The organism is Maledivibacter sp. (genome assembly GCA_025210375.1).
Taxonomy (GTDB): domain Bacteria; phylum Bacillota; class Clostridia; order Peptostreptococcales; family Caminicellaceae; genus JAOASB01.
In genome coordinates, this window is the sequence record JAOASB010000045.1 from 13,752 (window position 1) to 26,512 (window position 12,761).

At 31.4% G+C, this 12,761-nt stretch carries 13 protein-coding genes and 1 pseudogene; 1 reads left to right on the forward strand and 13 read right to left on the reverse strand.

Going from position 1 to position 12,761, the window contains the following annotated elements:
- Nucleotides 1-3: 3 nt before the first annotated feature.
- Entirely contained in the window at nucleotides 4-234 is a 231-nt protein-coding gene (locus N4A68_15630; GenBank protein ID MCT4565728.1) for a DUF1232 domain-containing protein, read from the reverse strand.
- Nucleotides 235-673: 439 nt separating this feature from the next.
- Between N4A68_15630 and N4A68_15635 the strand changes: the two genes are divergently transcribed.
- The gene (locus N4A68_15635; protein ID MCT4565729.1) at nucleotides 674-1,219 is read left to right on the forward strand and encodes a peroxiredoxin; all 546 of its coding nucleotides are present in this window, start codon (nucleotides 674-676) and stop codon (nucleotides 1,217-1,219) included.
- A gap of 48 nt (nucleotides 1,220-1,267) precedes the next feature.
- Here the strand turns inward: N4A68_15635 and N4A68_15640 are convergent, their stop codons facing one another.
- From N4A68_15640 to N4A68_15695, 12 genes and pseudogenes are all read right to left on the reverse strand, one after another.
- Nucleotides 1,268-1,876, reverse strand: a complete 609-nt coding sequence (locus N4A68_15640) for a transcriptional regulator (GenBank protein ID MCT4565730.1) — start codon at nucleotides 1,874-1,876, stop codon at nucleotides 1,268-1,270.
- A 461-nt stretch (nucleotides 1,877-2,337) separates the two neighbouring features.
- Entirely contained in the window at nucleotides 2,338-3,021 is a 684-nt protein-coding gene (locus N4A68_15645) for a GntR family transcriptional regulator (GenBank protein ID MCT4565731.1), read from the reverse strand.
- A 381-nt stretch (nucleotides 3,022-3,402) separates the two neighbouring features.
- A complete protein-coding gene (locus tag N4A68_15650) occupies nucleotides 3,403-4,806 on the reverse strand; it encodes a GntP family permease (GenBank protein MCT4565732.1) in 1,404 nt (467 codons plus the stop codon).
- A 60-nt stretch (nucleotides 4,807-4,866) separates the two neighbouring features.
- The gene (locus N4A68_15655) at nucleotides 4,867-6,027 is read right to left on the reverse strand and encodes a UxaA family hydrolase (protein ID MCT4565733.1); all 1,161 of its coding nucleotides are present in this window, start codon (nucleotides 6,025-6,027) and stop codon (nucleotides 4,867-4,869) included.
- Nucleotides 6,027-6,347 carry a UxaA family hydrolase gene (locus N4A68_15660; GenBank protein MCT4565734.1) on the reverse strand — a complete coding sequence of 107 codons (321 nt, stop codon included), beginning with the start codon at nucleotides 6,345-6,347 and terminating at the stop codon, nucleotides 6,027-6,029. Before N4A68_15660 ends, N4A68_15655 begins: the two co-directional genes overlap by 1 nt.
- A gap of 37 nt (nucleotides 6,348-6,384) precedes the next feature.
- Nucleotides 6,385-7,656 carry a nickel-dependent lactate racemase gene (larA, locus tag N4A68_15665; GenBank protein ID MCT4565735.1) on the reverse strand — a complete coding sequence of 424 codons (1,272 nt, stop codon included), beginning with the start codon at nucleotides 7,654-7,656 and terminating at the stop codon, nucleotides 6,385-6,387.
- Nucleotides 7,657-7,960: 304 nt separating this feature from the next.
- Entirely contained in the window at nucleotides 7,961-8,458 is a 498-nt protein-coding gene (locus N4A68_15670) for a methyl-accepting chemotaxis protein (GenBank protein ID MCT4565736.1), read from the reverse strand.
- Nucleotides 8,435-8,809 (reverse strand): annotated as a pseudogene (locus N4A68_15675) (hypothetical protein). Before N4A68_15675 ends, N4A68_15670 begins: the two are co-directional and overlap by 24 nt.
- A gap of 400 nt (nucleotides 8,810-9,209) precedes the next feature.
- Complete coding sequence (locus N4A68_15680) at nucleotides 9,210-10,010, reverse strand: hypothetical protein (protein MCT4565737.1); 801 nt, start codon at nucleotides 10,008-10,010, stop codon at nucleotides 9,210-9,212.
- 400 nt (nucleotides 10,011-10,410) lie between these two features.
- Entirely contained in the window at nucleotides 10,411-10,626 is a 216-nt protein-coding gene (locus N4A68_15685; protein ID MCT4565738.1) for a PF20097 family protein, read from the reverse strand.
- A 152-nt stretch (nucleotides 10,627-10,778) separates the two neighbouring features.
- Nucleotides 10,779-11,741: a phosphotransferase gene (locus tag N4A68_15690; protein MCT4565739.1), complete on the reverse strand. Its 963-nt coding sequence runs from the start codon at nucleotides 11,739-11,741 to the stop codon at nucleotides 10,779-10,781.
- A gap of 198 nt (nucleotides 11,742-11,939) precedes the next feature.
- Nucleotides 11,940-12,689, reverse strand: coding sequence for an inorganic diphosphatase (locus N4A68_15695; GenBank protein MCT4565740.1), 750 nt, complete (start codon nucleotides 12,687-12,689; stop codon nucleotides 11,940-11,942).
- Between the last annotated feature and the right edge of the window lie 72 nt (nucleotides 12,690-12,761).

Sequence of the window (12,761 nt, forward strand, 5' to 3'; positions counted from 1 at the left end):
AAATCATTCATCCCTATGGTCTTTAATATCATAATCCACATTGTCAATAATATTTTCTTTATCCACTCTTATACTTTCCCCATCTTGTTCTACTATATATTTGTCTAATTCACTTGAAATTAAAGATATTATATATACAGCTAATAATGCATCATCTATAAATCCAAATCCAAGCACAATCTCAGGTACTAAATCCAGAGGAGAGAATACATATATTAGCATTGATACAACCATTATTTTCTTAAATATGCTCACGTCTTTATCAAGTAAATACTTATATAAAACTGATATTCTTTTAAAAAATTTTATAATAGCCTTAAAATAATTTAAACTACTATATCTAGCATAATATTTCCTTTTAATAAAAAATCCTCCTTTCCAATATATCAATTTATACCAAACAATGGTGCAATCCTATTTTAGATCTATTATTATTATTCACTATATTTAGAAATTATCCTTCAATTTTTTTAATAAGAAGATCACATAATTGTGACCTAGATGAGCTAAATAGGGCATACAAAAATGAGAAATAGGATGACTAGTTTATTTTTTGAACATAACTAATACATAGGTCACGAAAATATTGAGAATAATAAAGTATGAAATTGCAGGCTTTTTAGTAATATCGTATATAATTTACAAAACCCGAAGATTAGGAGGATTATCTTATATGGCTGAAAGATTAGTTGGAGGAAAAGCTCCAGATTTTGAAATGAAAACTGCATTAGGGGATGGAGAGAATTTTGGTAAAGTAAGTTTAAGTGACTATAAGGGTAAATGGTTAATTTTGTTCTTCTATCCATTAGACTTTACTTTTATTTGACCTACAGAAATCACTGGGTTCAGTGATAAATTTAAGGAATTTGATAAATTAAATGCTGAGGTTTTAGGTATAAGTACTGACAGTATTTTTTCCCATAAGGCATGGATGAATACACCAAGGGATAAGTATGGTCTAGAAAAATTAAAATTTCCATTAGCTTCTGATATAACCCATCAGGTTGCTAAAGATTATGGTGTTTATGTTGAAGAAGAAGGTATTGCTATAAGGGGTTTGTTTATTATAGATCCCGATGGCAATATTAAATATCAAGTAGTTCACGATTTAAGTGTAGGTAGAAGTACATCTGAAGTCTTAAGAGTTCTTAGGGCTCTTCAGACTGGAGGATTATGTCCTCTAGAATGGGACGAAGGAGACGAATTGCTAGAAGTGTAGGTACCATTAACAATATAAATTGAGCCCACATCATTTGTGGGCTTGGCTTTATTCTTCGTTGAAAAATTTTTCTAGATATTGTAATACCAATTCCTTGGCATTTTCATTGATTATATCAACTTTTATTCCTTTAGCCTTAGCTCTATCCACTATGAATCCTGCTGTTGAGGTGTAAAAAGAAGTTCCTATGACAATCACCGCATCAGCTGAATCTACTATATCCATAGCTTCCATATAGCCTGGGATCATATCTCCGTATAGCACCACGTTGGGCTGTAATATTTGATTACAATCTGGGCAATAAATTGAATCATATACTTTGTCAAAATCATATTCTTTATTACACTTTGGACAAAATACGTATGTAAGATTCCCATGGATTTCTAAGACCCTCTCACTTCCGGCCCTATTATGTAGAGAATCAATATTCATAGTTATAATTGGCACATCGTATTTAGCCAATGCTTTATGGGCTTCATTTGGTTTAGCTTCTCTTATCTTTCTTCTAAATTCCTTTAGTATGTCATAAAAGTCCTTGGGATAACTATCAAAATAACTTCTACTAAGTTTTTCCCTTAAGTCTCCAAGCTCTACAAAGGTAGGTATCCCACTGTCCCTTGATACACCTGCGCCAGTAAATGCAACTAATTTTTTCATTGTAGCACCTCCTAAGCCTATTTTGTAATCTATATTAATATTAACCAAGCAATAATCCTATAATATGGCCACAGTCCTATATAATTTCCACAAATTATATCAATATCCTTTATAATCTTATATAAAATATGCTGTTAATACCCCGGCATTGTTGAAAACTGTAACATTTCCATTATTTCCACGGTAATAATAGAAATGTTTACTTGTATTATATATTAACCTCAACAAAAATAGATATGCATTTAGAACGTATCCTACGACTTTTATGCATATCTTATCAAATACTTTATTTACTATGAAGAAATTGTATGAATCTTACTTGGTTAAGCCTAATATACAAATATCATACTTGATTTAATTGCTTAAGATATAAGCATATTTGATAATACAGCTTTGAGGATTCTTAAATTATATATAGTAAATAGTTTCTATAGAATACAACTATACAATTTGCTAATTTGTTATTTACTCTCAGATTCTTCTTTTAACAAATATTTTAATATTTCTTCCTTAGCAAATTTCAAATGATTTGAATTTGCTTTCCAAGCCCTTTCAAAATCTTTTTCTTTTATACCTTCAAGAATTTCCTTATGTTCTAAAAAGGATTCTTTAAATCTTTTCTTACTATGAAGTGAAATGATTCTAAAGGGCTGCATCAAAGAAAAGATGTTTTTGATTGCATTATAAACCACCATGTTTTCACTCATAAAGATTATCTCATTATGCATATTTACATCCACCTGACAATATGCATGAAGATCATTGGCATTGTATGTATCTTCTAGTTCTTTTAGGAGTTCATTTATTCTATTAATTTTTTCTTCCGTAAGACTTGAAATGGTTTTATTTATGGAATACTTCTCGATCATGCTCCTAAATTCAAATATATCAATGATATCTTTATTACTTAATTTCTTAACAGTTATGCTTTTATTTGGAATACTCTCTAAAAGTCCCTCGCCAATAAGCTCCTTTATGGCCTCCCTTACAGGTGAACGACTAACATTTAAATCCTCCGCAATTTTCTTTTCTTGTAACTTTTCACCCGGTTTAAAATGTCCATTTAAAATATTGTCTTTAATCACATTGTAGACTTGTTCTTTTATTGTAGTAATTTGATTAATCCTATTACGTTTTAAAACCATTTTACTTCTCCCCTGTTTAATTTTTTCTCTATACACTATTGTATCTATTATTCACAAAAAAGTAGATATAGGAAATTGCATAATTATAACATGGCACAATTGCATATGCGAATATCATCCTTAATTTGAATATTTAAGATATAGCATATTTGGTGGTACGGCTTTGGAGATTTTAAAACTATATGCAGTAGATGATTTTCACAGAAGGTAATTATGCAATTTGCTCAATATATAAATATAGTTGTCAACATCTATAAATATTGACAACTATATTTTATCATAAACCTATGTATATATCATAACAACTATAACTAAATGTATATAAATTATTTTTGCCGATATAATATTATCATCTATATATAATTATACTGAATATATTTTCTAGAAAAATATTGAATTTGCTAAGATTAGTAATATTGAACCACATACGGGTATAATAGCCGTTCCAATACTCCATGTCTTTAGGCTTGTCTCAACTTCCATTCCAGAAAAACGAGTTACAACCCAGAAGTAACTATCATTTGGATAGGATATAAACATTGAAGTTGTACAAAGTGCCAAGGCTGCTATCAAAGGATTTAGACCAAGTGTAGGTAACATTGGAGCTAATATAGATCCTCCAGTAATCATGGCAACAGTACCTGACCCCTGTGGTATTCTTATTAAAGCCCCAATCAAAAGTGGTACAAGAATCACTGGTATACTTAGGCCAACTATATATTCAGCTATTGTACTACCAATATTAGTTACCCTTATTACATTTCCCAATGCTCCTCCAGCCCCTGTTACTAAAATAATTAAGCCTGAGCTAGCCATTGCACTCTCCATAATCTTCATTGAATCCTTCTTAGTAAGATTTGAAGCTAAACCATAAACACTTATTAGCAGTCCTGTAAATACCGCTACAATAGGATGTCCAATAAGCCCTATAACATTCATAGCAGGACCCTCTAAGCCTACTGCCTTTGATATGGTATTTATAAGAATCAAAATAACCGGTACAACTATTGGTGCAAATGAAATCGCAACCCCTGGGAGTTTAGTATCATCATGGGAATTGAAGAAATCACTATTCTCTAAAACCTCACCTTTTTGATGTTTATCTAAAACAGCACATGCCACCTGCTTCTTACTTTCCTCTAAATTACCGAAATCAGCATTTGCTTCGGGTATATGATCAGGATACTTTTGTCCCACATATCTAAAATAGAAGATTGAAATTATAAATAAAGGAATAGATAGGGCTAGCCCGCCTAAAATCATCATACCCAAATCAACTCCGAAAAATCCTGCGACTGCAAGAGGCCCTGGTGTTGGTGGTATTAGAAAGTGAGTAATATATAAACCCATTCCTAAGATTCCTCCTAACCCAACCATGGACTTTTTAGTTTCTCTAGAAAATGCCTTAGCAAGCTCTGATAAAATAACAAATCCGGAATCACAAAAAACAGGGATTGATACAAGTAAACCAGTTAATCCTAAAACTACGTCGGCACGCTTTACTCCAACAATTTTTAGAACACTTGATGCCATTCTTTTGGCCGCTCCACTTATTTCAAGGAATTTACCCATTATACATCCAAAGCCAATTATAATACCTATATGTCCTAGAGTATTTCCAAATCCTCCAGAAACAGCTTTAAGAGTATCTCCCGTTGATAATCCTGAAAAAAGTCCTACTAAGATAGATACTATAACTAGCGCCGGAAATGCATGTATTTTAGTTCTGATTATTAAAAATAACAATATTAATATACCAACTATCAATCCAATTATTGAACCCATCAAAACTCCCCCTTAGTGTTTAGTATCTTATAAACCCCTCAATTCATTGAATCATAACCTTTATATAACAGGTCCTAAAGTATATATATCCATGGATTTAGTATATCTAATTGCTTCTCCCTTTGCTACTTCCCCCGATGCGACTCTTAATAACTTAGCCAATGCCTCTTCCCCTACTTCTTCTATTGATTTTTCTCCAACTATAATTTTCCCTGCATTTATATCCATATCATTACACATTCTATCATAGGTTATTGGATTACCACATATCTTTATTACAGGAACAACAGGAAATCCCTGTGGGGCTCCACGTCCTGTGGAAAACAATATAACCTGTGATCCTCCAATAGCCATGGCAGTCAACACCTCTATTTCTCTTCCCGGTGTATCTTTAATCCATAACCCGTTTCTACAAGGCTTCTCTGTATATTCTAAAACCCCTTCTATTTCTTTAGTTCCTGATTTTACGATAGCACCTAAAGACTTTTCCTCTATAGTACTAAGTCCTCCTTCTATATTTCCCGGAGTAGGTTGTCCTTTCCTCATATCAACTCCAATAGCCTTTGCTCTATTTTCCATATTATCTACTATTCTTTTGATATCCTTAGCAACTTCAGGGGTTTTTGCTCTCCTTTGAAGTATATGCTCAGCACCGATGAATTCAGTAGTTTCACCAAATATCACTGTTCCACCAGCCTCTACAATTCTGTCAGCAATATATCCAATTACAGGGTTAGATGCGATCCCAGATGTGGTATCTGAAGCTCCGCACTTAATCCCTATTGTCAATTTTGATATATCTACCTCTTCTTTTTGTTGTCCAGCAATCTCTATAGCCAGCCTCTGAGCTAAATCAATACCCCTTTGAATGGCCTTACTGGTTCCACCTATTTCTTGAACATTTACTCTTTCAACAGGTTTGCCAGTTGCCCTTATCTCTTTTTCCAATCTATCGGTATCTACACCTTCACAGCCAAGACTTACGATAAGTACTGCTCCAACATTGGGATTTTCACCGATTTTAATTAGGGACTCGGTCACTCGTTCTAGATCAGGAGGGGTCTGACAACATCCTTGATGATGCAATATTCCTTCCGTCAAATTAGTAGCGTGAACAATATTTTCTACTACTTCATTTACACAAACAACAGCTGGGATTACAGCAACATAATTTCTTGTACCAACAGATCCGTCATTTCTTACATAGCCTTTAAATTTCATTATTTCCTCGCCCCTTCTTTCTCCCAGTCTCCACGGCCTCTAATACTTTCAATATTATGTACGTGAACATGTTTACCTACTTCTATATCTATTGTTGCAATTCCAAGTCCCTCTCCATATTTTGTTATCTGCTCACCTTTTTTTATTTCCTTTAAAGCAATCTTGTGTCCATAGGGTATATTTTCTAAGACTTTTACTACTGTCTTTTCTCCTTTTGAATCAATGACATCTATTTCGCTGTTCCCTTCCACTTGTCCAAAAATTGTTGCGACATTATCTATTTCATTATTTTTTATTCCCTTAGTTCTTTCCTTATTCATTTTTTTCCCTCCTTTATCATAGCTTTAGGTTATGCTCTTATCTTACAATAACTGATACTCCATCTGGTATTACAGTTGCAGAAGCGTTGCAGCCTTTCATTTGATATGCCATTTCTAATGCTTCATTTATGGACGCAGCTGGAATGATATTCATTTTCCTTATTAGGTCATGATCTAGGTAATCTGTTACCAATATTAATTTGTATTTCATTAATATGTTAGCAAATTTTTGAACACACCACTGTTCAGAAATCGTTTCCTCATCGGGTATGCTTTCAATATATTGCAATAGCTGCTGAGGACTTCCTTTTAACATTAAGGTTCCAAAGTTTTCTCCACCTAATCCATCAATACAGGAAGCAACCATTATGATAACTCCCCCTTCATTAGCACATTCAACTGCTGCAGATATTGCTTTCGGACATTGATATAAATTTTGATCTAAAGGATATCCACCATTTGTTGTAATAACTATGTCTGACTTTATCTTATCTACTCCTGATAATTGATCCATAAACTTACATCCTTCTAAATGGGCATCATTTACATCTCCCGCCACTGCATTAATAATTTTTTTATCTGAATCTAAAATAACATTCAATATAAAATCTACTCCTGCTTTTCTTGCAGCATAAATCATATCTTCGTGTATAGGATTACCCTTTAAAACCCCTGTTTTAGCAAGTGGATGGGCTATGGCCCTTGCTGAATGATTAGCATTTACTGTCTCTTCCGATGAAATTCCTGGCAAAATACTCTTGCGTCCCCCGGAAAATCCTGCAAAAAAATGGGGTTCAATAAAGCCTTCGCAAACTAATAGGTCCGCTTCAACAGCAAGATGATTAATACTACATGGTCTTCCTGACGGTAAATTCCCTAGTTCTACCATATCTTCACACTTAAAAGCATCATGTATTACCATTTTTTCATTATTTACTATTTCTTCTCCATATTTTTTAATCATTTCATCCTTTGTTGTGGCTCTATGTAATCCAGTTGCAATCAATATTGTGATATCTGCATTTTTATTACCCTTTCTAATTTCCTTTAAAAGAATAGGTAAAGTAATATGACTTGGAACGGGTCTTGTATGATCACTGGTGATGATTAGCACTTTCTCTTTCCCGATTGCAATATCCCTAAGTTTTTGAGAATTTATTGGATTTTCCAGTGCTTCATTAACTATAACTTGCTCACTCTTGTTTACCTTATATTCTTCTGCATTCGACACTAATATGGCTTTCAGATTCTTTTCATCGATATTTAAGTCTATATGATCTCTGTGATATGGTAATTTTATTGTCTTCAAAATATCACCCCCTTTTCAAAGTAAATATATGGGATCGAACCCCAATTATAATGTATACATTATAATTTATAATATATACATTATAAATTTAGTATAATCCCATCTAAAATTAAAGTCAACAATTGCAGAAGAACTTTTGGAAAATTTTTAATAATATTCTAAGAACTTTTAAATTTTTTCTTAGAAACTCCATAATACAAATTTGGGATATAAAAAATGACAAACAGGATAAATCATCTTCAGCAAGATTTAATTTTATCTTTGCTGAGGATTTATCAATTTGTCACTTTCAATAATGTTTTTATTAAGTTAAATTGATGACATTATTATGAATCTCTATAACATGTTGAGATATTTGTTGTAGCCCTATTGCTTGATCATTAGTTGTTTGAGAGTTCTTATGTACACCCTTTAAAGTTTCTAATATGGCAATTTTAATTTCTTCTATAACCTTATTGATATCCTTTAGGGAATTAGATGTATTTATGGAAAGCTTTCTTACTTCTTCAGCCACTACAGCAAATCCACGGCCATGTTCTCCACTTCGTGCGGCCTCTATAGCAGCATTCAATCCTATTAAGTTAGTACGGTCTGCAACGCCTTTTATAAGACTTAGTACATTATTAATATTATTTACATTTAGGTCTAATTTTCCTACAGTTGATTCTAAGTATTGACTAGTACTAGCAATCTCTTCCGCTCCAGCTGATATCTCTTCAATAGCAGCTGATATTTCTTCTATCTCATCTGCAACTTGATCAATAATTTTTTGCTTTTTATTGGTAAGCTCATCTTTTCTGATCTCTTCGACTACTATTATTGCCGCCATTTTTTGCAGTGTTTGAACTTGGTCAGGATCTCCGGAAATTCCAATACACCCTATTCTCCTTCCATCCATATCTATGGGCCCTGCATATCCTGGAAGGGCTCCTTCCATTTTGTCTGCCATTTCCTTTGTTACATAGGAACATTCAATTTCTCCCAACATTACTTTCCTTACGACGGGATGTATAGTACCTAATCTATGGGGCTGGGTTGTAGCTATTATTTCTCCATTTTCACCAATGAACTGAATATCACTATTTGACACCTCATGTAATATGTTAACAATTTTTTCAGCTAAAGCCTTAGGAACTTGATGCTTCCATGCCATAATTATCATCTCCTATATAATCAGGATTATTATTTAGCGAAACATAAATTGTTATATTATATATTTTTTTCTGAAACACTCCCTTCCTATATAATTGCATAATTTATAATGTATAATTTATTCATTCTTTTTTAAGTTTATTGCTTTTTTTTATTAAAGTCAACATTTTTTTCAATACTTGGTAATATTTTCTCAAAATTAATGTAAAATAGAAACACCTAACTTAAAAGCAGGTGCTTATATAAAAGCTATAAGGGCAAATCTATACTATTCTTCCCACTACCTTATACCCCTATTCTTTTAAATCTAAATCCCATAATATTTCCATCAACTCAGATTCATACATCCTTAGGCAAAATAGTATTATATAATCATATGCCACTCATCAAAAATCAGATTATTAATAGTCCCTAATATCTTCCTCTGCTATTAATGACTGTACTCGATATATAGTAACGGTTTTAGGTAACAAATTCTCATCATATTCAATATCATAAAGCATGGCAATTAAAACATTATCCTTTATACCAGAAAGGATATTATACTCTAATATCTTGTCACCAAACTTATTATACTCGTAATTAAAGCTCGCAATTTTCTTACCCTCTTTCTCACGTATACCCTTGATCAATAATTCATTTTCATAATAGAAAGTGGTTGTCCCCGTAACTTCTCCATCTACATTGGCAATACTATTTTTCAATATATTACCATCATCATCTAGATATGCAGTTGAGATAAAGGATATACTACTGTCTGAATTGTAATGTGTTTGCATTTCAGTCTTATCTTCATAAGAATACTCTATACTGGTTTCTAAACCACTTTCATGAACAGTTTTCTTTTTTATCAACAGATTATCTTCGTAATAATAGTAAGTAGTAAACCTTAATTTGCGATTTGAATATCCTCTATCTTCAATCACTTTATTATTTTCATATAGAAGCTCAATACGCGTTTCCGAATTATCATTTGCAGTGATTTTTTCAATAATATTCTCATTATCATCATATGTATTTGTAATCTTCGTAACTGACTGGATATCATAAGAAATTCCATCGATTTCTACTTTACCATCTTTAATTACTTCTTTATATGTTTTTATCTCATGGGTGGGTGAACTTTCAACATTGTCATGATTGCCTTGTTCACAACTTGTTAGTAATATTAATAAAACTAATCCTAATAATAATTTCTTCACGTTGTACTCTCCTAAAATGTATTATATGATATTTCAAAGTTCTCTTTTCTCCTAATAATTTGAGAATTGAATACCAATCTTCCCATAGAATATGATCAAATGCACTCAGCATCACATCCCCCTATAGATGCTGAGTGTAGTTTTTTTAACCGCATACCCAAAATTCTACCCATCAGCTTTGCAGCAAAATTATATATATATTAGGTTAGATATCATTACCAGTATCTAATCATATTAACTTCAAATTTAGAGAAAATATAGATATTTTTTATTATATTAATGTTCTCATGTTTTGTCCTCGAACAATTTTTTAGTGTTTTTGCCCTCTTTTCATCTTTCTTTATGAAATAAATTCATTATGAAATCAATAAAGTCATGCCTACTAAATTTCTTAAATTGGTTAATAATTAATAATAATAATTCTGCAGTTTGGACAACAATAGGCTGATATACTTTGATAACGAAAGAATAATGAATCAGATACTACAATTGCATTGTTATTAAATAATGATTTAAATACTGATTTATTATTATCCTCATTAGGAATCCACTTAAGTTTATCTGAGAATTTCAATGTACCCAATTCTAATTGTTTACCACATGACGTACAATTCAATATAACTCCCCCGATCTATTAATATCTAATCAATATTAACTAAACGCTTTAGCTCTATCCAAGCAGTTTAGGTTTTATAATTACTTATTATACCGATTTTTCTTCTTTAACATTTAAACAAGGTTTCTCTTATTTGATTAACTATTTCATCATTACAATATTTGATTCTCTAAGTCAAACCAATTATCTGTTAACCACATTAATTCTTCAGCAAATCTTTTTACTTTTGGTGATTCATCTTTAATAAAGACACTACTTCTTATCCACCAGGTGACCTCTACAGTCCATAAAAACCTTAAAGCTTTAATTGCATCTAAGATAGTTAACGGCAAAATTAAATTATAACCATTCACAAATTCATTTATTAGTGATTCATTTATACGCCTATTATTATATGTAAAGGACATAATTGCTCTTCCTATATCTTGATATTGATAAGAATAGCAGTTTGTATCAAAATCTAAAATTGTGATATCACCATTAACATCAAATAATATATTATCAACTGCAAAATCAGAATGAGTAAACCCTTTTAGAATATTTATAAAAAATCCATCCTCAATACTATCAATAATTATTTTTTGTTTCTTAACAACCTTAATGTATTGCGATAAATTCAATTTTTCTGCCTCATTTAACCGCGATTCATAATTGTCACATAATACTTTAGGATAATTTTTAAAATGAAAGACTTCATTTTCTATTGAAATACCACTAAAGTATTTATGCATTAAACCGCACATTTCACCAAGTCTACACATTTGTTTATTGCTAATTGTATCTGCACTTTCTAAATGTCCATTACAAAATTCCATTAGCATATACCATATATTAGGCTTAGGAGATTGTATTATTTTATTGCTGTATGAATAAATGAAAGGGCACTTAATGCCTTTATAATACAGAATCTTTTGTCTTTGTAAAGCCTTTTCAACAATGCTGATTTTTTCACTAGTATAACGTTGATTGCTAAACTGTTTTATTAGGAAATCTCCTCTATCAGTAATAATATGCCATTTTAAATTTAACCAACCACCACAGATTTTTCTATAGCTTATTATTTTAAATTTAAATATTTTTTCTGCATCTCTCGTTATAATATTGAATATATCCATATCATTCAAGCATATCACTCCAAATTATATTATTGAGATTCTAATATCTTAGATAATTTTCCTCTCATTTAAAATAGTTTATTTGAAGAAATGGGTTAAGAGTACATGGTAAATATATGCTATCCATTTAAAACACCTCACTTCAAAGTCAAGATAAACAGCCAAATGTTAGGTGATTATCAAAACTGAATCACATACTTATACTAATTCTACTAATTCACTTGGATATAGTACTTTCCTACCATCTTTAAATTCATTTATGTCTATCCACTTTATTTCACAAGGAATTACATCACCTGTCATTATCATACCATCCATATCATGAACATTTTTACTTACTTCTATTTCAAATATCTGAGTTATCTCATGACAATCCATCCCGTTTACTTTGAATATATTGTCTATTGTACATAACGATTTACAGCTGATTATATCTAACTTGAGTTCTTCTTTTATCTCTCTTACTAGAGCATCATAACTTGATTCTAAGAATTCAATTCCTCCACCTGGCAAATGATAGTATATAAAATTATTGGTATTCTCTTTAAGAACAAGTATTTCATTTCCATTTCTTATAAGACCTTTTACAGTATTTCTAATAGAACTTGTTAAATAATCAAGTGTAATAATTTCAATATCGAAGAATCTTTCTTGAAATTCGGTTAATGCCTTTATTTGCTCCTTATCATAACTATCAAGTTCTTTTGCAACCACCAATTTGTCTTCGATATCATTTAATCTTTTAATAACACCAATTACTTTACCACTATAAACTTCCAAAGGTTCAAATTCTCCTAGTATGTAAACATCTATCTCTTCACCATCTCCACCAACAGTACCTTCAATATAGCCATAATTAATTGGATAATAAAAATTATGTTCTGGATGTTTGCTTCCCAAAGGACGATCAATCTTAACTTCAATCTCCTTACCTAAATATTCAATCATATTACTAGCCTCCAATCACTTAAAACATATAATAGTTTGAATTTTATCCTCATCTTAGAGGATTCAATCAAC

What these genes read in the sequence shown, in the direction of transcription:
- N4A68_15630 (MCT4565728.1), bottom strand. Translation starts at nt 234, where the DNA reads ATGGTTGTATCAATGCTAATATATGTATTCTCTCCTCTGGATTTAGTA.
- N4A68_15640 (MCT4565730.1), bottom strand. Translation starts at nt 1,876, where the DNA reads ATGAAAAAATTAGTTGCATTTACTGGCGCAGGTGTATCAAGGGACAGT.
- N4A68_15645 (MCT4565731.1), bottom strand. Translation starts at nt 3,021, where the DNA reads ATGGTTTTAAAACGTAATAGGATTAATCAAATTACTACAATAAAAGAA.
- N4A68_15650 (MCT4565732.1), bottom strand. Translation starts at nt 4,806, where the DNA reads ATGGGTTCAATAATTGGATTGATAGTTGGTATATTAATATTGTTATTT.
- N4A68_15655 (MCT4565733.1), bottom strand. Translation starts at nt 6,027, where the DNA reads ATGAAATTTAAAGGCTATGTAAGAAATGACGGATCTGTTGGTACAAGA.
- N4A68_15660 (MCT4565734.1), bottom strand. Translation starts at nt 6,347, where the DNA reads ATGAATAAGGAAAGAACTAAGGGAATAAAAAATAATGAAATAGATAAT.
- N4A68_15690 (MCT4565739.1), bottom strand. Translation starts at nt 11,741, where the DNA reads ATGGATATATTCAATATTATAACGAGAGATGCAGAAAAAATATTTAAA.
- N4A68_15695 (MCT4565740.1), bottom strand. Translation starts at nt 12,689, where the DNA reads ATGATTGAATATTTAGGTAAGGAGATTGAAGTTAAGATTGATCGTCCT.